The sequence below is a fragment of the Pseudofrankia coriaricola genome (assembly GCF_001854805.1).
Taxonomy (GTDB): Bacteria; Actinomycetota; Actinomycetes; order Frankiales; family Frankiaceae; genus Pseudofrankia.
This window is the reverse complement of record NZ_MBLO01000240.1, coordinates 1-18,462: the sequence shown is the minus strand read 5'-3', so window position 1 is coordinate 18,462 and position 18,462 is coordinate 1. Positions and strand designations below refer to the sequence as shown.

Sequence of the window (18,462 nt, the reverse complement as noted above, 5' to 3'; positions counted from 1 at the left end):
GTATCCGGCTGGCACATCCGAACCATAGGACCTTCCCGATGGAGCCGCAATGCGATGTTGACCGGCGGGCGATCGGCTGGCTAAAGCCCCTGCCAGGCCGGCTTACCGGCGTATACCTCGCGGTAGTAGGCCTCCCGCTGGAGGCCCGACGCGGCGGCCTCGTCGAGCAGCACGGTGGCGTGCGGGTGCAGCTGCAGCACCGACGCGGGGCAGGACGCCGAGACCGGTCCCTCGACGGCGGCCGCGATCGCCTCCGCCTTGCCTGCGCCGGTGGCGACCAGCAGCAGGTGGCGGGCCCGCAGGATCGTGCCGAGCCCCTGGGTCAGCACGTGCCGCGGAACCTGGTCGAGCGAGCCGAAGAAGCGCGCGTTGTCCGCGCGTGTCCGGGCCGTGAGCGTCTTCATCCGGGTTCGGCTGGCCAGTGACGAGCCCGGCTCATTGAAGGCCAGGTGGCCGTCCGAGCCGATCCCGAGCAGCTGGACGTCGACACCGCCAACCTTGAGGATGAGTTCCTCGTACCGCTCCCCCGCCGTCGCCAGGCCGTCCTCGCCCGGGTCGGGGCCGTGCACCCGGGCGGGATCGATGCCGAGCCCGTCGGTGAGCTCGCGGGCGATGGTGGCGCGGTAGCTCTGCTCGTGGTCGGGCGGCAGGCCGACGTACTCGTCGAGGTTGAAGCAGGTCACCTCGCCGTACGACGGGCCCGCGCCGGCGCGGCGGCGCCGGATCAGCTCCTGGTAGGCCGGCAGCGGGCTCGAGCCCGTGGCGAGCCCCAGCACCGCGGCCGGCCTGCGGCGCACCAGCGCCTCGACGACGTCGGCCGCCAACGCCGCGACCCCCCCGGCCGTCGTGAGCGGCACGACCTCCATCAGGACCTTCTGTTCGTGTCGTGGACGGTGCGGCTCGCGTCGCGAACTACGCGCTTCGTGTCGTAGACGACGCGGCCGGCCACGATGGTGGCGACCACGTCGAGGTTCCGGCCGAGGATCGTCACGTCGCCGCGGGCTCCCGTCCGAAGCCAGCCCCGGGACGGGTCGCCGACGAGCGCGGCGGGCGTCGACGTGCAGCACGCGACGGCGTCGGCGAGGCCGCAGCCGGCGGTCGCCACCAGCGTGCGCAGGCACCGTGGCAGCGAGGCGGCCGAGCCGGCCAGCGTCCCGTCGGCGAGGCGGACGGTGCCACCCGAGACGATCACGTCCTGGTCCCCGAGCCTGGCCGGCCCGTCGGGCATGCCGAGCGCGGCGGTGGTGTCGGTGACCGCGAGGAACCGATCGGGCTCCAGCGCGCGCCACGCGAGCCGCAGCGTGAGCGGGTCGAGGTGATGGCCGTCCGCGATCACACCGGCGACCAGCTCCGAGCCCCCGAGCGCGGCGCCGATCGGTCCCGGCTCGCGGGCGGACAGCGGCGGCATGGCGTTGCCGAGGTGGGTGACGAGCCTGGCGCCGGCCGCCACCGACGCCGCGACCTGAGCCGCCGTGGCCTCGGTGTGCCCGACCGACACGAGCACGCCGCGGGCGACGAGCTCGCGGATGATTCGCAACGCGCCGGGCAGCTCGGGCGCCACTGTCGCCATGAGGACGCCTCCCTCCCGTGACCAGCCCTCGATCACGGCCGCCGACGGCGCCACCAGCCGGTGCTCGGGATGCGCGCCCTTGCGGCCGGGGGCGATCATCGGCCCCTCGAAGTGCAGCCCCAGCGGCACGGCGCCGGCCCAGCCGGCGGGCGGGCCGGCGCGCAGGGCTTCCAGCGCCGCCATGCGGGCCCGGGGCGAGGAGCTGATCACGGTCGGCGCGAAGGCGGTCACGCCGAAGCGGGCGAGCGTCGCCGCGACGTCCCACAGCCGGTCCGGCCGGTCGGTCAGGTCGCACCCGCCGGCGCCGTTGACCTGCAGGTCGATGAGGCCGGGCAGCACGTGGCAGCCGGTGGCGTCGAACTCCGCCGCGCCGGCCGCGGGGTCGGCCAGTGGGTCGGCGACCAGGCCGCCCGCGATCGCTACGTCGACCGGCCGGCCGGCGGCGTCGAGGCCGCCGACGACGCGCAGGTCGCCGGCCATCTGAGCTCTGTCGGCCACCTGAGCTTTGTCGGCCACCTGAGCTTTGTCGGCCACCTGAGCTTTGCCCGTCACCTGGGCTGCCCGGTCACCCGGCATCCCCGATCATCGCGGCGCCCAGGGCGCCGACGGGCATGCCCTGGGGCACCAGCCGCAGCCGGCTCGCCAGGTCGAGCGACGCGAGGAACGGCGAGGCCACCGCCTGCGTGCGCAGCGTCGCGGCAACCGCGTCGCGCAGCGGGGCGCCGAGGTTCGCGACGCCACCGCCGAGGATGATCACGGCCGGGTCCACGGTCAGGCCGAGCATCCGGACCGCGTCGGCGACCCCGTGCACGAAGCGGTCGCGCACCGCGACCGCCGCCGGGTCGCCGGCCGACGCGGCCGCGAACAGCGCCTGGGCGGCGGGCAGGTCCGGCGACGGCCACGCGGCCGTCACGGCCGAGCCGGACGCGACCAGTTCGAGGCAGCCCTTCTGCCCGCACGAGCACAGCTCGCCGGCCGGGTCGGCGGGCACGTGCCCGATCTCGCCGGCCGCGCCGTGCGCTCCGCGCCGCAGCACGCCGTCGAGGACGAAGCCCGCCGCGAGCCCGGTGCCGAGGCTCACGTAGGCGAGGTCGTCGGCCCCGCTGAGCACGTGGGCGCCCCAGGTCGCGGCGTTGAGGTCGTTCTCGAGCGTCACCCGGGCCTCACCCGCCTCCGGATGGCGCAGGTCAACGGCCCGCGCGCCGATCCGCGCGGCGAGCGGGAACCAGTCACCGCCCAGGCCGACGTTGACCGCGTGTTTCACCGCGCCGGCGCCGCGGTCGACGATGCCGGGCACGCCGACCCCGATGACCTCCGGCAGCGAGCCGCCGGCCGCCGCGGCGAGCCGTTCGAGCACGGCTCCGGCGGAGGCCAGCACCCCGTCAGGCCCGGCGACGGTCATCTCCCGGGCCTGGGCCAGCACGGTCCCGTCCTCGGCGACGACCACCCCAAGGATCTTGGTCGCGCCGATGTCGAGCCCCACCCGCGCGCTCACGGTGTCTCGGGTTCGCTCCGTCGCCGCACTCACCGCCCCCCCGCGCCGGAGTTCCTGCCGGATCGGCGGAGCTTGCGTAGCCGAACTGGGAGGTCCGGCATCCGCGCCGCGCGGGGACCCCGGCTCGCGGCCTTCCTCCGGGGTTCCTGCCGGATCGACGGAGTCGATCCGGCAGGTCCGCCTCGGAAGTCCACTCCGCGAGCTTGCTCCTGCGCTCACGAGACCCCCAGCTCTCCGGACAGCACCAGCACCGCGGCGCCGGCCAGGACGACATCGTCGCCCAGCGGGGAGGTGCGTACCACGAAATCCGCCGTGGTCACCGCCATGGTGCGCTCCCGGACGGTCCGGTCGACGGCGTCGCGCAGCGCGCCGTCGAGCAGGTCCCGCGGGCCGGCGAGGACGAGCTGGTGCAGGTTGAGAAGGCCGACGACCGGCGCCAGCACCTCGCCGAGCACCTCGCCGACCTGGGCGAGCGCGGCCGGGTCCCGCTCCCGCAGCCGGGGCACGGCGAGCACAGTCTCCAGGCAGCCGACCCGCCCGCAGGCGCACGGCTTGCCGCCTGGGTCGACGATCACATGACCGATCTCGCCCGCGGCGGACCCGTGGCCCTGGACGAGGACGCCGCCGACGACGAGGCCGGCGCCGACGCCCGTCGCGATGCGCAGCAGCAGGAAGTCGCCATCGCCGGCCTCGCCGAACGTGTGCTCGCCGAGCACGGCGGTGTTCGCGTCGTTCGCCACGTGGACGGGGACCCCGAACTCGCGGTGCAGCATGCCCGCGAGGTCGACGTCGCGCCAGCTCAGGTTGGGCGCGTCGAGCACGACGCCGCGGGCGTCGACGATGCCCGGGCTGCCGACGCCGATCCCGAGCACCGTCCGGTCCGTCGCCCGCAGCAGCTCCGCGGCCAGGCGCACCGCGAGGCGGACCGCCTGGGCGCCGGACCGCCCCTCGCGCGGGAGCTCGACGCGCGCCTTGACCACGCCGAGGAGGTCCTGGACCGTACCGATCATGCGGTCGTCGGGTGAGAGGTCGAGGGCCACGATGTGCCGCGCGTCGGCGGCGATGCCGACGAGGGTGGGCGGCTTCCCGACCCGCGTCGCGGCCGGCGAGCCGAGCTCGACGATCAGGCCGTCGTCGATCAGGCCGCCCACCAGGTCGGACACCGTCACGCGGGTGAGGCCCGTGGCGCGGGCGAGGTCGGCGCGGCTGACCGGGCCCTCGCTGAAGAGCCGCTGCAGCATCAGGGCGCGGTGGTGGCGCCTGGCGTCCTCGGCGAGCAGCTTGCCGGTCGGCCGGAGCTGGCGGCGGCGCGGGGCGCCGGACCGCTCGTTTGCTCCCAGGCTCACTTGACCGCTCCGGCCGTCAGGCCGGTCACCACGCGGCGCTCGATCAGCGCGAAGAGGATGATCACCGGCACGGTCGCGACGAGCCCGCCCGCGAAGAGGTGGCCCCAGTCGGTGGAGTACTGCCCGACGTACCCGTCGATCGCCACGGTCAGCGGCCGGTCGCCCGGTGGCGAGCCGAGGCTGAGGGTGAGCGCGACCAGGAACTCGTTCCAGGCGGTGATGAAGGTGAAGATCAGCGCGGTCACGATGCCCGGCGCCGCCAGCGGCAGGGTGATCCGCACGAGCGCGCCGATCCGGCTGAGGCCGTCGACCTGCGCGGCCTCCTCCAGTTCCACCGGGATCGAGGAGAAGAACGCGTTGAGGATCCAGATCGCGAAGGCGAGGTTGAACCCGGCGTTCACGATGATCAGGGAGACCGTCGCCGAGGGCAGGTTGAAGTTCACGAACTCGCGTTGCAGGCCGACCAGCATCGCGGCCGGCTGGAACATCTGGGTCGCCAGCACCACGAGCAGGAACGCCGTGCGGCCGCGGAAACGGTGCCGCGCCGTGTAGTACCCGGCCGGAATGGCGACCAGCAGCGCCAGGAGGGTGGCGCCGCCGGCGACCCGCAGGCTGACCCAGATGTTGCCGCCGAGCCCGTCCGCGGACCACAGTGACGTGAAGTTCGAGAACGTGAAGTGCTTCGGGAAGTAGTTCGCGTCCAGCAGCTCGCTCTTCGTCCGACCGGCCGTGATGACCATCTCGACGTAGGGCAGCAGGAAGACGATCGCGACCAGGTACGCCCCCGCGGCGAGCGCCACGGTGCGGGCACGGGAGGTCCTCACCGGTCCACCTGCTCCTTCCAGCGCGTCGTCGACAGGTAGACCACGACGATCACGATCACCAGGGCGAAGTTGATGACCGACATCGCGGCCGCCTCGCCGACATTGCCCTGCTTGAGATCGACCATGTAGATGGTCGAGGTGCTCGTCTGGTAGCCCGGGCCTCCCCGCGTCATCTCCCAGATGATCGGGAACGAGTTGAAGACGTTGATGACGTTGATGAGCGTGGCGACCACGATCGCCGGCCGCAGCAGCGGCAGCGTGATGTCGCGGTAGGTGCGCAGCCCGGCCGCCCCGTCGAGCGACGCCGCCTCGTACACGTCCTCGGGAATGCCCTGCAGCCCGGAGAGGATCGCGTATGTCGTGAACGGCAGCGACACGAAGACCGCCACGGCCATCATCCAGGGCAGCGCGCGGTGCGGGTCGCCCAGCCAGTGCGCCTGGTTCGAGCCCAGCTTGTCGACGACGCCTATCTGGTGCAGGAACAGGTTGATGACGCCGCTGCTGGGGTCGAGCGCCCACCTGAAGATGAGCGCCGTCATCATCACCGACGCGGCCCAGGGGACGATCAGCGCCCACCGCGCCACCCGGCGGCCGGGAAAGCGCTGGTGGAAGAGCTGCGCGAGGCCGAGCGACAGCAGCATCGTCACGGCGACGACCACGACCACCCACACGAGCGTGCGCAGCAGCACCGCGGCGAAGTCGGGCTCGTGGAAGAGGCGGTCGTAGTTGTCGGTGCCGTTGTACCCGGCGACGAAGCCCTCGCCGCCGATGTGCTGGAACGACGACTGCACCATGACCACGACGGGCCACAGGACGACGACGCCGATGAGCACGAGCGCCGGGCCGAGCCACGCCAGGGGCGTCAGGCGACGCAGGGCGGCCATCTGATCCTCACGTTCTGGTTCGGCTGCTGGGACAGCGGTACTGGCATTCCGGTACCGGCGTTCCGGTACCGGAATTCCGGTATTGGGACTTCGGTACCGGAATCGGTGGGGTGAGCATGCCTCGGGCTGGGTCCGGCCCGGGACCGGACCCAGCCCGAGGGGCTAGGGCTAGCTCGGATGGCCTCCGGTCACGCGAGGCTCCGCCATCGTCGCGTGCCCTTTGGCCTAGCTGCCGGCTGTGGCCGACTTCTGCAGGTCACCGAGAACCGATGCCGGGTCGCCGGTCACGGCCGTGCCGATGGTCTGCTGGATCTTCGTCTTCAGGTTCGCCCACGACGTGTCGCTGGGGTACTGGATCGACTTGGGCAGGGCGGTGAGGAACGGCGCGAATACCGGGTCGGACGCGAGCGCCGCGGTCGCCGTGCTGGTGGCCGGCAGCAGCTTGTACTCCTTGTCGAACTGGAGCTGGTACTTGTCCTGGTAGGCGAAGTCCAGGAATTGCTTGATCTGCGTCTGGTGGCCGTTCGGCTTGAACGCCGCGACGTTGTCGCAGACACCGAGCGTGGTCGCGAGCGGGCCGCTCTTGCCCGCGATCGGGACCGAGGTCCAGTCGCTGTCCTGCAGCACGCCGGCCTCCTGGATGATCGGGATGAGCGCCGGCGAGCCGTTGATCATCCCCACCTGGCCCTGCGCGAACTTCTGCCACAGGTCGGTGCGGTTGACGGTGCCGGGGTTCGGCTCGGTGTCACCCGCGGCAACCAGGCCCTTGAGGAAGGTGAAGGCCTCGACGTTGGCCGCGCTGTCGATGGTGTACTTGCCGTCCGCCTGGTAGCCGCCGCCGGCACCGAGCATCCACAGCAGCGACTCGGCCTGCGCCTCCTCGGCGCCGAGCGGCAGGCCGAAGCCTGTCTGGCCGAGGCCCTTGACCTTCTCGGCGTCCGCCTGGACGTCGGCCCAGGTCTTCGGCGCGCTGGTGATGCCGGCCTGCGTGAAGAGCTTCTTGTTGTAGAACAGCGTGCGGCTCGACGTCGTGAACGGCAGGCCGTACTGCTGGCCCTCGAACGTGCCCTGGTCCTTGAAGGCGGGCAGCAGGTTGCCAGGGTTCGACAGCACGTCGGAGGCGGTGTAAAGCAGGCCGTCCTCGGCGTAGTTCGAGAAGTAGTCACCCTCGGTGATGTCCGGGTACTGCTTGTTCTGGATCATCGTCTGGACCTGCTGGTCGAACTGGGTCCACGGGATCGACGTGATCTTGACGGTGATGTCGGCGTGCTCCGCATGGAAGGCGTCGGCGATGCCCTGCCAGTACTTGGAGCTGGCGTTGTCCGGTCCGGTGCCATAGTCGGCGACGACGAGCTTGAGCGTGGTCGAGCCGTCGCCGGACGAGCCGCCACCGCCACACGCGGTCAGCGCGAGCGTGGTCGCCGCCACGAGCGCGACGCCGCCCGCGACCCGACCGGTGAGCTTCTTCTTCATCGGACTCCCGTCTCCTGGCTGTCACTGGCTGTCACGGAGCTGTCTGGGCTGTCCGGCCGATCGACCGCCCAGCGATGGTTTGTTAGTTGACCAGCCTTACTTATTCCAGTCAAGAGGAATCTTCCGGTTTCACCGGAACGTAACGACACTCCGTGCTGCCCTGCCCTGCACCGCCCTGCCCTGCACCGCCCCGCACCGGGCTCGCCCCGGCGCGGACCGCCGGGGCGAGCCCGCGGTCAGACGTCCAGACGCAGACCGGTGACGGTGTCGAAGAGGTGGATGTCCCCGCCGTCCACGGCCACCCGGAGCCGGTCGCCCTTGGCGACCTCCTGCCGGGACGGGACCCGGACCACCAGGTTGCGGGTCCCCTCGCCCAGCGTCCCTTCCCCTGCCGTCCCGTCGCCCAGCGTCACGGTGCCGTGGGCGTACGAGTCCGAGCCGAGGTGCTCGACGACCACGACGTCCAGCAGGAGGCCGCCGTCAGGCACGACCTGGAAAGCCTCCGGGCGCAGGCCGACGGTCAGGTCCCTGGGCAGCTTCGCCAGCGCCGGGGCCGTGAGCGGCAGGGCGTACTCGCCGAGCCGGACGGAGCCTCCGGTCACCGTCGCCGGCAGGAGGTTCATCTGCGGGCTGCCGATGAAGCCGGCGACGAAGAGGTTGGCCGGACGGCGGTAGAGCTCCATGGGCGCGGCGACCTGCTGCAGCTCGCCCTCGTTCATCACCGCGACCCGGTCGCCCATCGTCATCGCCTCGACCTGGTCATGGGTGACGTACACCGTCGTGGCACCGAGGTCGGCCTGCAGCTTCGCTATGTCGGTCCTGGTCTGCACCCGCATCTTGGCGTCGAGGTTCGACAGCGGCTCGTCCATGCAGAAGACCTGGGGCTCCCGGACGATTGCCCGGCCCATCGCCACCCGCTGGCGCTGGCCACCGGACAGCGCCTTCGGCTTGCGGTCGAGGTAGTCCGCCAGGCCGAGGAGCGCCGCCGCGGCCTTGACCCGGCGCTCACGCTCCTCCTTGGACACCTTGGCGATCTTGAGCGAGTACTCCATGTTCTCGAAGACCGACATGTGCGGGTACAGCGCGTAGCTCTGGAAGACCATCGCGATGTCGCGGTCCCTCGGCGGGGCGTTGGTGACGTCGCGGTCGCCGATCAGGATGCGGCCCGAGGTCACCTCCTCGAGCCCGGCGAGCATGCGCAGGGTCGTCGACTTGCCACACCCCGAGGGACCGACGAGCACCATGAACTCGCCGTCCTCGATCGTGAGATCTATGCCCCTGACCGCCGCGGTGGGCGCTCCGGGATACCGCCGTTCGGCCTTCTCGAAGGTCACGGTCGCCATCTTGTTTCCCCTCCACCGGCAGGTACGTGCCGGACGATCCGTTGTGAAGAGACACCCGCGCCTTGTCATGGCGCGTGGCGAGATGACACCGTACACGCCCGTTCGGGCGTTGTGCCGCCCCGCCGAGCGGCCGCCGCGGTCCCGGCCGCCCGACGGTCCGGCGGGCTCCGCGCCGCTCAGGCGGTCTCGACGCCGCCCGCGGGAGGCCAGGACCAGTCCTTGCGAGCGGTCGTGCCGGCAGCGGCCGAGACGGCGCGAGTGGTGTAACCCGGCCCGTCCAGGTTCCAGGAAATGATCTTGTGTGGACGGACGCGGAGCACGTCGTTGCCGAACCCCGCCAGCAGCGGCCGCGCGGCGACGAGGATCTCGACGCCGCCGCGGATCTCCAGGCCCCGACCCGTCTGGCCGCCCGGCCCGACCGACTCCTCGGGACTCGCCTGATCGTCGACGATCAGGGAGATCCGCGGGTCGGCCTGGACGTTGCGGAACTTCTGGCTGCGGCGCAGCGCCGGACCGCCGATGTCGATCGTCTCGGTGTCGACGTCCACCCATAGGGCGACCGGGTGGATGTGCGGAGCCCCCTGGGGCCCGATGCTGGCGAGACGCCCCAGCGGATGCGTGGCGAGATACCGACGCTCAACCTCGGTGAAGATCATGGCGACACTCTGCGAGCTCAACCATGGTTGAGGTCAACACCGGTTGCTGACGTTGAGCACGCGACGGCCGGGAGCGCGCCGCGATCGTCGGACGTTGACTGAGCAGAATCGGCGACGCCGGACGGGCCGTGATCCGGCGGGCGGCTGACGAGGGACCGGCCCGGCAGGCCCGCCGGGCCGGCCGCGCGCAAAGGAGCAGCGGTGGCAATCTGGAATCAGTTGCGGCAGTCGGCGCAGGGCATGCAGACCCAGCTGGTCGCGAAGAAGAACGACCTGAAGAGCGGGGCGTTCCGCGACGCGAGCATGGCGATGTGCGCGCTGGTCGCCGCCGCCGACGGCAGTGTCGACCCGGCGGAGCGCCAGCGAGTGGCCGGGCTGATCGCGACCAACGAGGTCCTCAACAACTTCCCGGCCGACGACCTGCAGCGGCGCTTCAATGACTACCTGAACAAGCTGATGGCCGACTTCGCCTTCGGCAAGGTGTCGGTGCTCCAGGAGATCGGCAAGACGAAGAAGAAGCCGGCCGAGGCCCGCGCCGTGATCCAGATCGGCATCATCATCGGCGGCGCGGACGGCACCTTCGACAAGACCGAGCAGGCCGTCGTCCGCGAGGCCTGCTTCGCCGTCGGCCTCTCCCCCGAGGAGTTCGACCTCTAGCTCTTCGACCTCGGACGTTCGACTTGGGACGTTCGACTTGGGACGTTTCGGCCTCTAACGTTTCGGCCTCTAACGTTTCGACCCTGGAGTCAGGCCCGCCGGGATGGTGACCGCTGGTGGTCGCCATCCCGGCGCGGCGACGTAACCGGGAGGGTTTTTGCGCGGCCGCGCGTTCCCGGCCGCTCATTTAGGACAGGTTTCGGCCTAAAGAGCTTCTACCGTTGATCCCATCGCCTCGACGAGCCGGGAGAGACATGAACGCCGAGACCCGCCCGTTTCAGATCGAGATCGACACGGCGGACCTGAACGACCTGAACGACCGGCTGGACCGCGCCCGGTGGCCGCGGCGGCTGCCCGGCGATGGCTGGAGCCGCGGCGTCCCCGCCGCCTACCTCCGTGAACTGGCCGACTACTGGCGCGACAGCTACGACTGGCGCCGGCACGAGGCTCTCCTGAACGAGTTCCCGCAGTTCATGACGGAGATCGACGGTCAGGACATCCATTTCCTGCACGTACGCTCGCCCGAGCCCGGCGCGCTGCCGATCGTCCTCACGCACGGCTGGCCGAACTCGTTCGTGGAGTTCGCCGGTCTCATCGACCACCTCACCAATCCCCGCGTCAATGGGAGTGACCCGGCCCAGGCATTCCACGTCGTCGTGCCCTCCGTGCCGGGGTTCGGATTCTCCGCGCCGCCGCGGGAGACCGGCTGGACCGCGGCTCGGGTGGCCCGGATGTGGGTGGAGCTGATGCGCCGCCTCGGCTACGAGCGGTACGGCGCGCAGGGCGGGGATTTCGGGGCCTACGTCGCCCCGGAGATGGCCAGGGCGGCACCGGACCGGGTGGTGGGCGTCTACGTCGTCAGCGGTCTCGGCTTCCCCACCGAGAAGGACCTTCCGGAGATGACCGAGGACGAGCGGGCGGCGTACGCCAGCATGATGTCGCAGGATTGGGCGAGCGGCGTCGACCATCACGCGCTGTTGCGGGCGGCACCCCAGACCTTCGCGTACGGGTGGCACGACTCCCCGCTCGCCGCGCTGGCCTGGATGACCCAGAAGTTCCACGAGTTCAACGCGTCAGGCCGGCCGCTGGACCAGGTGATCGACCGGGATCTGTTCCTGACGAACGTGAGCCTGTACTGGTTCACCGGAACGTTCGGGACGTCGGCCTGGCCGTACTACGACAGCACCGGCTCCAGCTGGCCGGAAGGACAGACCGCGGTGCCGACCGGCGTCTACAGCGGACCGCCGGGAATCCGCCGGCTCGCCGAACGCCACAACACCATCCTCCACTGGCAGGACGACAACCCCGCCGGCCACCACTTCATCGCCATGGACCAGCCGGGTCCTTTCGCCGCCGACCTCCGCGCGTTCTTCGCCAAGGTCCGCTGACCGGCCTGGGCCGAGGCGGCTCGCGCCAGGTTGGGGCACAGCTCCGCGTACGCGACCGGCGCCGCCGACGGCAGCTGGTGGCTTACCTTTCCGGGCCTGCACCGGCGAGAGCCCGCGGCCTGACCGGCTGCCCGGCAGCGCTATCCACCTTCCACTGGCGCTGCCGAGGTCAGTTCGGTGGTGGTTCCGACCAGCCGAGCCATGGTTGAGATGCGGGTTCGCTGGCTAGCCGGTCGTCTTCGTGGCCCTCGTCGCTCTCATCTGGCAGAGGGCTGGCGGAAGGCGGCCGAGGGCTGGCGAAGGGCGGAGGGCCGACGAACAAAGTGCCATCCGGACCGTCGTGGACACCGGACTCGTGCCAGTCGCCGGCGGCTTCGCTGACGCCGCAGTCATGAGTGGGCTGCCGAACGGGCTCGTCGTGACGAGCGCCGGGGGCCTGGGCTGGAGGTTCCCAGATTCCGGTGTAGAGGTGGTCGATGGTGCGGTGGAGTGGATTTCGCCGGGGCCTCTGCTGGGTGTCGACCGAATAGGGCGGGATAAAGTATGGATGGCCATCTTCTCCCATGATCACTTTCCATTCATCGCGATGGATGACCCGGTGATGATGGGGACAGAGCAGCACGGTGTTACCGACATTCGTCTCGCCGCCGGAAAGCCAGTGGACGAGGTGGTGGGCGTCTGCCCAGGCGGCCGGTTTTCGGCAGTTCGGGAAAGCGCAACCACCGTCTCTGGCCGCCAGGGCTCGGCGTAGCCAGGGCGGGACGATTCTGCGGGTGCGGCCGAGTTCCAGGGGCATTCCCTCCCGAGAGAGAAGGATGTGGGTGAGGTCGGCGTCGCAGCAGATTCTTTCCAATGTGGCGTGGGACAGAGACAGGCCGTAGCCCGTCGCGGCCGGGGTCATCCCATCCCTGCCCAGCAGTTCGTCGACGGTGGTGGTGACCGTGACGTGGGGTCGGGTGCCGCGCGAGAGCGGCAGGGTGCCGCTGCCCAGGACACGCTCGGTGATCTCGATGAGGGCGTCGGCATGTAGCTGGGCGACCGTGCGGTGGTCTTCCGGGTTCTCGCCGAGGGGTCTGGGCCGGGAGAGCGGTTCGAGGGCGGCGCGCAACGCGGCGGCGCCCTCGGCGTCCAGCGTGCCGTGAATCCTGGTGGTGCCGTCAGGCTGGTCGGTGAGGTGCAGCTCGCGGCGGCGGGCCTGGTCACCGTCGTCGGTCGGGTCGCTGCCGGGCGGGTGGAGCTGGTCCTGGAGGCGGCCGCGGATGGTCTTGCCGAGCTGGGTCAGGTCGCCGGCGTCTAGGTGCTGGGCCTGGTCAAGCAGGAAGGACTCGGCCCAGTCCCGCTGCTCGGTGGGCGTGTCGCCGGGTAGGGAGTTGAGCGCGCCGGCGATGACGGTGGCCTGCTCGTGGCTGATGTCGGCGGCGGCGAGCGCCTGGCCGGTGCGGCGGTAGGGACCGTCGAGATCGCGGGCGAGGGTCACCGTCCGCCGCGCATCGGCGGGGCGCGACTTCAGATGCCAGCGCAGCAGGTCGGCGGTGGAGGGCAGGTCCTCCTCGCCGAACATGCCACGCAGATCCCGGCCGTTCAGATCCCGCACCACCGCCAGCAGCAGAGCCGCCAACAGCCGGCGAGACCGCTCGGCCCGGTCGAGCAGCTCCAGCGCCTCCGCGTCGGACAGCGCCCACAGGTTCGCCCCGCCCAGCTTCTCCAATCCGCTGACCACCCCATCTGCCACGTCCAGCGCATGATGCCGCCGCCCCTGCCACTCCTCACCCCCATCGACCGGACCCGCGCCGTCATCCACAACCGCCCAGTCACCACCCGGACCGTTCGCATCCGCACCGCCAGCGCCGTTCACACCCACGCCATGACCGCTCACGCCAGAAGGAGCCCCATTCGCACCTTCTGCTTCGATTTCCCGCACGCAGCCGCAATCGTCCAGGAAACCGAACCTGGCCGATTCCACGGGCATACCGGCCACCGACCCGGTCGGGATTACCGGCGAACGGTCAGCCTGACCCTCAGGAAGAGGGGTCTCCGGAACAGGCACGTCAGGCATGTCCCAACGAAACCACGCATTCGAACACCTGTCCAGCTCGCACCCTTCGGGGGGTGAACCCCCCGAATTTTGGGACCCGAAGAACGCTCATCCACGGTCTCACGCAGAAACAGAAGAGAATTCGCCTTGACGACGCGACCCTGACGGCAGGGGGCAAAACTGCATGTCTAACCGCGCGCAGCCCAGCCACACGGCGATGTTGGACACAGGTTCAGGGCCAGAAGTTGATCACGACGAAGTCGGTTCAATCACAAGATCTACTCCGGATCCAGATCCCTCCAGCAGGCCGCCGAGGCGTTCGGTGACGGCCAGTTCGCGGTCGTCGTCGACGACTTCGACCAGATCACCGTGGGCGCGAGCGTCGTGAACTTCGCCGAGGCCCCCACCCTGCTCGAGGAAGCCGCRAGCCCCGCCGCCCGCGGCCACAAGGCCCTGATCCTCTGCGGCGACGCCACCCCCGTCCTCAACGGCCAGCGCCGCTCCCCGCTCAAGGTCACAAACGAGATCAAGACCAGCGGCGGCATCCTCCTGCTGGCCCCCACCAGCCCCCACATCGCCCGCGACCACGGCCTACGCCTCGAACCCGACCAGTTCTTCCCCGCCCCCGCCGGCCGCGGCTACCTCATCACCGACGCCCTCGCCGTGCTGCGCGCCCTGCGCCCCGTCACCAGTTGACGGTTACCCCAGCCCGACCCGCGCACCAGTCGCACCATCCCACCCGACCGCAGGGCCACTCTCCCAGCACACAGGAACCCGGAACCGCTGCCCCGGAGCGCATCCGGACCTCCGGCATCCCCGAACAAGGAAAACGGCCCCCCAACCCGATGTCGATCAATCAGGGAGCCCATCGACGATCTCCAGCAGCGCTACTGGCGGATCTAGGTCTGAGTCAGCCGCTGCGATCCTGATGGCGCTGCCGACGTCCGCAGGAGATAGCCGGTGACCTCGACGTCCAGCTGAAACCCTGACAATTTCTTCGTCAGCTCGCCATGGCGGTTCCTGGCATGACGAATTCATCTACCGCGAATTTGGAGTCCGAGTCGAAGTGATTCGCTAGAAATCAATCGTCGGTGTAGAAATAGGAAGATTCGCCTATTTGATCAACTTCCTCTTCGCTCAACGCCTCTTCGAGGGCCTCGCCGAGTATTTCCCTGAGCCGGGCGAGTCGCGGAGTCACATCGTGGTCGACTACATATCCGTAGAGGATCGCCGGATTTCTGCCGTTCCCGATTCGGGAACCAATTCTGTCGAACGAGACGACAAGCTCGTTCAGGTCGCGAAAGGCGTTTACGGCATCGGCGATCGAGATGCTCACCCTATCGATCTCGTTCATCACCGCAGGACGGTGACGTTGGTCACCTGCTGGTCCCCGGTGGCGGTCCATTCGTAGATTTTCATTCGAGAGTTGTACTCCTTGTTGACCAGGTTTTTAGGAATGTCGAACTCCAGAACATGACGTCCGCGACCGCGTCCAATTCCTAGTGTCCTTTCTGCGTCGCGCGGACTCATAAGACCTCCCCTCGCGGGGACCATGAATACTTTATTCTGGTCGCTAGCCCTCAGGAGGCCGGTTGAAACGATACCCTCTTTTCCGAGTGCATTCGTATAATGTCGCATCCTGACGGTTTCGCACCCCATGAGGCCTAGGGGGTCGAACCAGTCAACAGGATTATCGCCATAGTTGTAAGGGCTCGGCCCCGGCTCGATGCCGAGGGGATCGGGGCTTTCGTAGCGGGCGGTCCCGGGGTCGTAGTGGCGGTAATAGTTGTAGTTGAGGCCGGATTCGGGGTCGTGGTATTGGCCGGGGAAGCGTAGCGGGCAGGTGGGGGTGTCGGGGGTAGGTGGGGCGGTGACGCCCCAGAGGGTGGTGTGGGGGTGCCAGGCGAGGGTGCCGTCGGGGGCGATCAGTTCGGTGGGGGTGCCGATGAGGTCGGTGACAATGGCGTGGAAGCGGGTGTCGAACCAGGTCTGGTCGGTGCCGTCGGAGGGGCGGCGTTCGGACTGGGCGAGGGGTCGGAACGTGTCAGGTTCCCAGTCCCAGGTGGTCACTGACGACCCGACGCTGTCGAAGCCGTCGAGGCCGTCGGCGTTCGTTCCGCCCGCGCCCCCGCCGGGCCCGTTGCTACCGCCGACCAGGCCGGCGGCGGCGCTGGCAGCGACACTCCCGGTAACACCTCCGCCGTCGACAACGCTGCCGGAGCGGCCGCTGGAGCCGCCGTCTACGTCCCCGACACCGTCGGGTTCCGGGGTGTGGTGCTGTTCGGCGAGGAGTGTGCCGTCCCAGGTGAAGGTAGTTCGTTCGGCGATCGTTCCGTTTGTGGTGAGGCGGTGTTTGGCGGTGCGGCGGCCGAAGGGGTCGTAGCGGTAGTGCCAGATAGTGCCGTCGGGGGTGGTGACGGTGGTCAGGCGGTCGTCGGCGTCCCAGGTGTAGCGCCAGGTGCGGGGTTTGGCGGAGAGGCGTTTGCGTTGGCGGAGGGTGATGCGGCCCTGGGCGTCGTGTTCGTAGCGGACCGCGCCGGCGCGGCGGATCAGGGCGCCGTTGTATTCGCGCTCGCCCCGCTCGTCGTCCTCGCGATCGCCACGGCCATCGCCGCCGCTGACGGCTGGCCCGGCCGTCAGCGGGTCGGCTGTCGGGCTGGGTGTTGGCCAGGTGGCGTTGGTGATGTTGCCGACGGTGTCGTAGGCGTAGCGCTCCTGCCAGTCGGTGCCGGTGATGGTGGTGATGCGGCGCATCGGGTCGAGGTCGAAGTAGCGCAGGCCGCTGGTGAGGTCGTCGATTTCGGTGACATAGCCGTCGGGGCTGTAGCTGAAGTCCCGTCGTTGCAGCAACTGGGTCACCGCCGCGCCGGCCGGGCGGGCGAGGCTCGCGGATACCGTTCCGAACGATTCCAGTGGGCCGGCGATGATGGTTTGGGATAGCAGTTGGTGATTGGTGTCCCAGGTCTGGGTGAGTGCGACGGCCGTGCCCGAACCATCCGATCCCGAACTACCCGATCCCGAACTACCCGATCCCGAGCCAGTGGGTCTCAACGTGTCCCGTGCCGAATTGCCGGTGCCCGGACTGCCGGGTAGTAGGAGTCGTTCGGTTTCGCGGCCGGCGGCGTCGTGGGTGAAGCGCAGGGTCTGTCCGGCGGTGTGTAGGGCGAGGGGTCGGCCTGTGGGGTCGTATTCCCAGTGGCTGACCGCTCCCGACGGGGTGGTGCGGCGGATCCGTCGGCCCAGCGAGTCGTACTCGGAGACGACGCGACGGCCATCGATAGTCTCGGTGACGACGCGTCCGGCTGGGTCGCGTTCGAAGGTGACCTCGGCGTCGGGGCCGGTCGCCCGCACCATCTGGCCGGCGGGGTCGTAGGCGAATGCCGTCACGCCGGTCGGGCCGTGTTTCTCGAGGACGTTGCCGAGCAGGTCGCGGGTGAAGGTGACGGTCTGGTCGGCGCCGTTGGTCCGGGTGGTGAGCTGACCGGCCGGGTCGTAGCCGTAGCGCAGGGTCCGGCCGTTGTAGTCGGTCTCGGTGACGAGCTGCCCGGCCGGGTCGTAGTCGTAGCGCCAGACCAAACCCTGCGGGTTGGTGACGGCGATCAGGCGTAGCTCGGTGTCGTAGTCGAAGGTCAGCCGGGCGCCGTCGGGGCTGGTACGGGTGGCGGGCAGGTCGAAGTGGGTGACCTCGGTTGTGGTGGTCAGGCCGGCCGGGTCGGTGTGTTCGACGAGGTTGCCCTCGGCGTCGTAGCGGTAGGTGTCGGCGGCGCCGTCGGGCAGGGTGCGGGCGGTGAGCCGGCCCTCTGGTGTCCAGGTGAAGCGAGTGATCCCGCCGATCGGGTCAGTCACGGTGATGATCCGGCCGAGGGCGTCGCGCTCGTAGGAAGTGGCCGCGCCGGCCGGGTCGATCACAGCGATGGGCATGCCAGCGGGGTCGGTCTCGATCTGGGTGACCCGGCCGAGCGCATCGGTGACGGCCATCAGCCGGCCGCGGCCGTCATAGAGGAAACGGGTGCGGGCGCCGATGGGGTCGACGATGGCCGTCAGGTTGCCGGCGGCGTCGTACTCCCGCTCGACGCGGGCACCATCGGCGTCGACGGTCGTGACCGGGCGACGCTGCTCGTTCCAGGTGGTGGTGACGGCCGTGCCGTCGGGGCGTTCGAGTTCGGTGAGGTTGCCGGCCTCGTCGTAGCGGTAGCGCACTGTGCGCCCGAGTGGGTCGGTCTCGGCGGTGCGGTTGTCGGACGCGTCCCAGGCGAACGTGGTCGTCCGGCCGAGTGGGTCGACCTGGCGCAGCGGGCGCAGCCGGCCGGTGAAGTGGTATTCGGTGACGTGGCCGAGGGAGTTCGTCTCCCGGGTGATCCGGGCCGTCTCGTCGTAGGTGATCGTGCCGTCGAGGTAACCGTCGGAGCCCTCGGTGCGTATCACCCGGCCGGACGCGTCGTAGGTGTAGCGGTATTCGGTGCCGTTGCGGTCGGCCCAGCGGATGATCCGGCTGTCGGTGTCGTAGTCGAACCGCAGCGCCTGGCCGGAGGAGTTGACGATGTGGGTGAGCCGACCCGCGCCGTCGTAGCGGTAACCGACCAGCTCGCGGGCCGGCTCACCACCGGCCGCAACAATGTGCACGGCGGTGACCAGGTGATCGCGGGTCTCGATGTCGAGCCGGTAGCCGCCGGAGTGCGAGACCTGCGCCAGATCACCGTCGAGGTCGTAGCCGAACTCGACCGTGTTCCCGCCCCGGTCGACGACCGCCGCCAGCGGCAGCGCGACGCCACGCTGCCCGGCAGCGGGGAT

Annotated in this window: 15 protein-coding genes; 3 read left to right on the top strand and 12 right to left on the bottom strand. The window is 70.0% G+C overall.

All coding sequences use genetic code 11. The features are described 5' to 3' along the window. Positions 1-80 precede the first annotated feature (80 nt). From nagB to BCD48_RS32720, 9 genes are all read right to left on the bottom strand, one after another. Entirely contained in the window at positions 81-866 is a 786-nt protein-coding gene (gene nagB / locus BCD48_RS32760; protein WP_071052259.1) for a glucosamine-6-phosphate deaminase, read from the bottom strand. Continuing rightward, positions 866-2,068, bottom strand: a complete 1,203-nt coding sequence (locus tag BCD48_RS32755) for an N-acetylglucosamine-6-phosphate deacetylase (RefSeq protein ID WP_241842177.1) — start codon at positions 2,066-2,068, stop codon at positions 866-868. Before BCD48_RS32755 ends, nagB begins: the two co-directional genes overlap by 1 nt. 67 nt (positions 2,069-2,135) lie before the next feature. Further along, positions 2,136-3,065 carry an ROK family protein gene (locus BCD48_RS32750; protein WP_241842176.1) on the bottom strand — a complete coding sequence of 310 codons (930 nt, stop codon included), beginning with the start codon at positions 3,063-3,065 and terminating at the stop codon, positions 2,136-2,138. Positions 3,066-3,280: 215 nt separating this feature from the next. Next, positions 3,281-4,411, bottom strand: coding sequence for an ROK family transcriptional regulator (locus tag BCD48_RS32745; RefSeq protein WP_083419552.1), 1,131 nt, complete (start codon positions 4,409-4,411; stop codon positions 3,281-3,283). Beyond that, entirely contained in the window at positions 4,408-5,235 is an 828-nt protein-coding gene (locus tag BCD48_RS32740; RefSeq protein WP_071052257.1) for a carbohydrate ABC transporter permease, read from the bottom strand. Before BCD48_RS32740 ends, BCD48_RS32745 begins: the two co-directional genes overlap by 4 nt. Continuing rightward, positions 5,232-6,119: a carbohydrate ABC transporter permease gene (locus BCD48_RS32735; RefSeq protein ID WP_083419551.1), complete on the bottom strand. Its 888-nt coding sequence runs from the start codon at positions 6,117-6,119 to the stop codon at positions 5,232-5,234. Before BCD48_RS32735 ends, BCD48_RS32740 begins: the two co-directional genes overlap by 4 nt. 225 nt (positions 6,120-6,344) lie before the next feature. Continuing rightward, entirely contained in the window at positions 6,345-7,592 is a 1,248-nt protein-coding gene (locus BCD48_RS32730) for an extracellular solute-binding protein (RefSeq protein WP_071052256.1), read from the bottom strand. A 236-nt stretch (positions 7,593-7,828) separates the two neighbouring features. After that, positions 7,829-8,935 carry an ABC transporter ATP-binding protein gene (locus tag BCD48_RS32725; protein WP_071052255.1) on the bottom strand — a complete coding sequence of 369 codons (1,107 nt, stop codon included), beginning with the start codon at positions 8,933-8,935 and terminating at the stop codon, positions 7,829-7,831. 176 nt (positions 8,936-9,111) lie between these two features. After that, entirely contained in the window at positions 9,112-9,591 is a 480-nt protein-coding gene (locus tag BCD48_RS32720; protein ID WP_071052254.1) for a PPOX class F420-dependent oxidoreductase, read from the bottom strand. Positions 9,592-9,792: 201 nt separating this feature from the next. Here BCD48_RS32720 and BCD48_RS32715 point away from each other — a divergent pair, with 201 nt between their 5' ends. Together BCD48_RS32715 and BCD48_RS32710 are read left to right on the top strand one after the other, a co-directional pair. Further along, positions 9,793-10,248, top strand: coding sequence for a tellurite resistance TerB family protein (locus BCD48_RS32715; protein WP_071052253.1), 456 nt, complete (start codon positions 9,793-9,795; stop codon positions 10,246-10,248). A gap of 254 nt (positions 10,249-10,502) precedes the next feature. Continuing rightward, positions 10,503-11,636: an epoxide hydrolase family protein gene (locus BCD48_RS32710; protein WP_071052252.1), complete on the top strand. Its 1,134-nt coding sequence runs from the start codon at positions 10,503-10,505 to the stop codon at positions 11,634-11,636. A gap of 169 nt (positions 11,637-11,805) precedes the next feature. On the opposite strand, the gene BCD48_RS32705 is transcribed toward BCD48_RS32710, so the two are convergent. Then, positions 11,806-13,368, bottom strand: coding sequence for an HNH endonuclease signature motif containing protein (locus tag BCD48_RS32705; RefSeq protein ID WP_241842175.1), 1,563 nt, complete (start codon positions 13,366-13,368; stop codon positions 11,806-11,808). A 672-nt stretch (positions 13,369-14,040) separates the two neighbouring features. Here BCD48_RS32705 and BCD48_RS32700 point away from each other — a divergent pair. Further along, positions 14,041-14,367: a hypothetical protein gene (locus tag BCD48_RS32700; RefSeq protein ID WP_071052250.1), complete on the top strand. Its 327-nt coding sequence runs from the start codon at positions 14,041-14,043 to the stop codon at positions 14,365-14,367. Between the two features lie 385 nt (positions 14,368-14,752). Here the strand turns inward: BCD48_RS32700 and BCD48_RS32695 are convergent, their stop codons facing one another. Together BCD48_RS32695 and BCD48_RS32690 are read right to left on the bottom strand one after the other, a co-directional pair. Further along, positions 14,753-15,007: a hypothetical protein gene (locus BCD48_RS32695; protein ID WP_241842174.1), complete on the bottom strand. Its 255-nt coding sequence runs from the start codon at positions 15,005-15,007 to the stop codon at positions 14,753-14,755. Positions 15,008-15,024: 17 nt separating this feature from the next. Beyond that, positions 15,025-18,462: RHS repeat-associated core domain-containing protein (locus BCD48_RS32690; RefSeq protein ID WP_071052249.1), on the bottom strand; the 3,438-nt coding region annotated here is incomplete at its 5' end.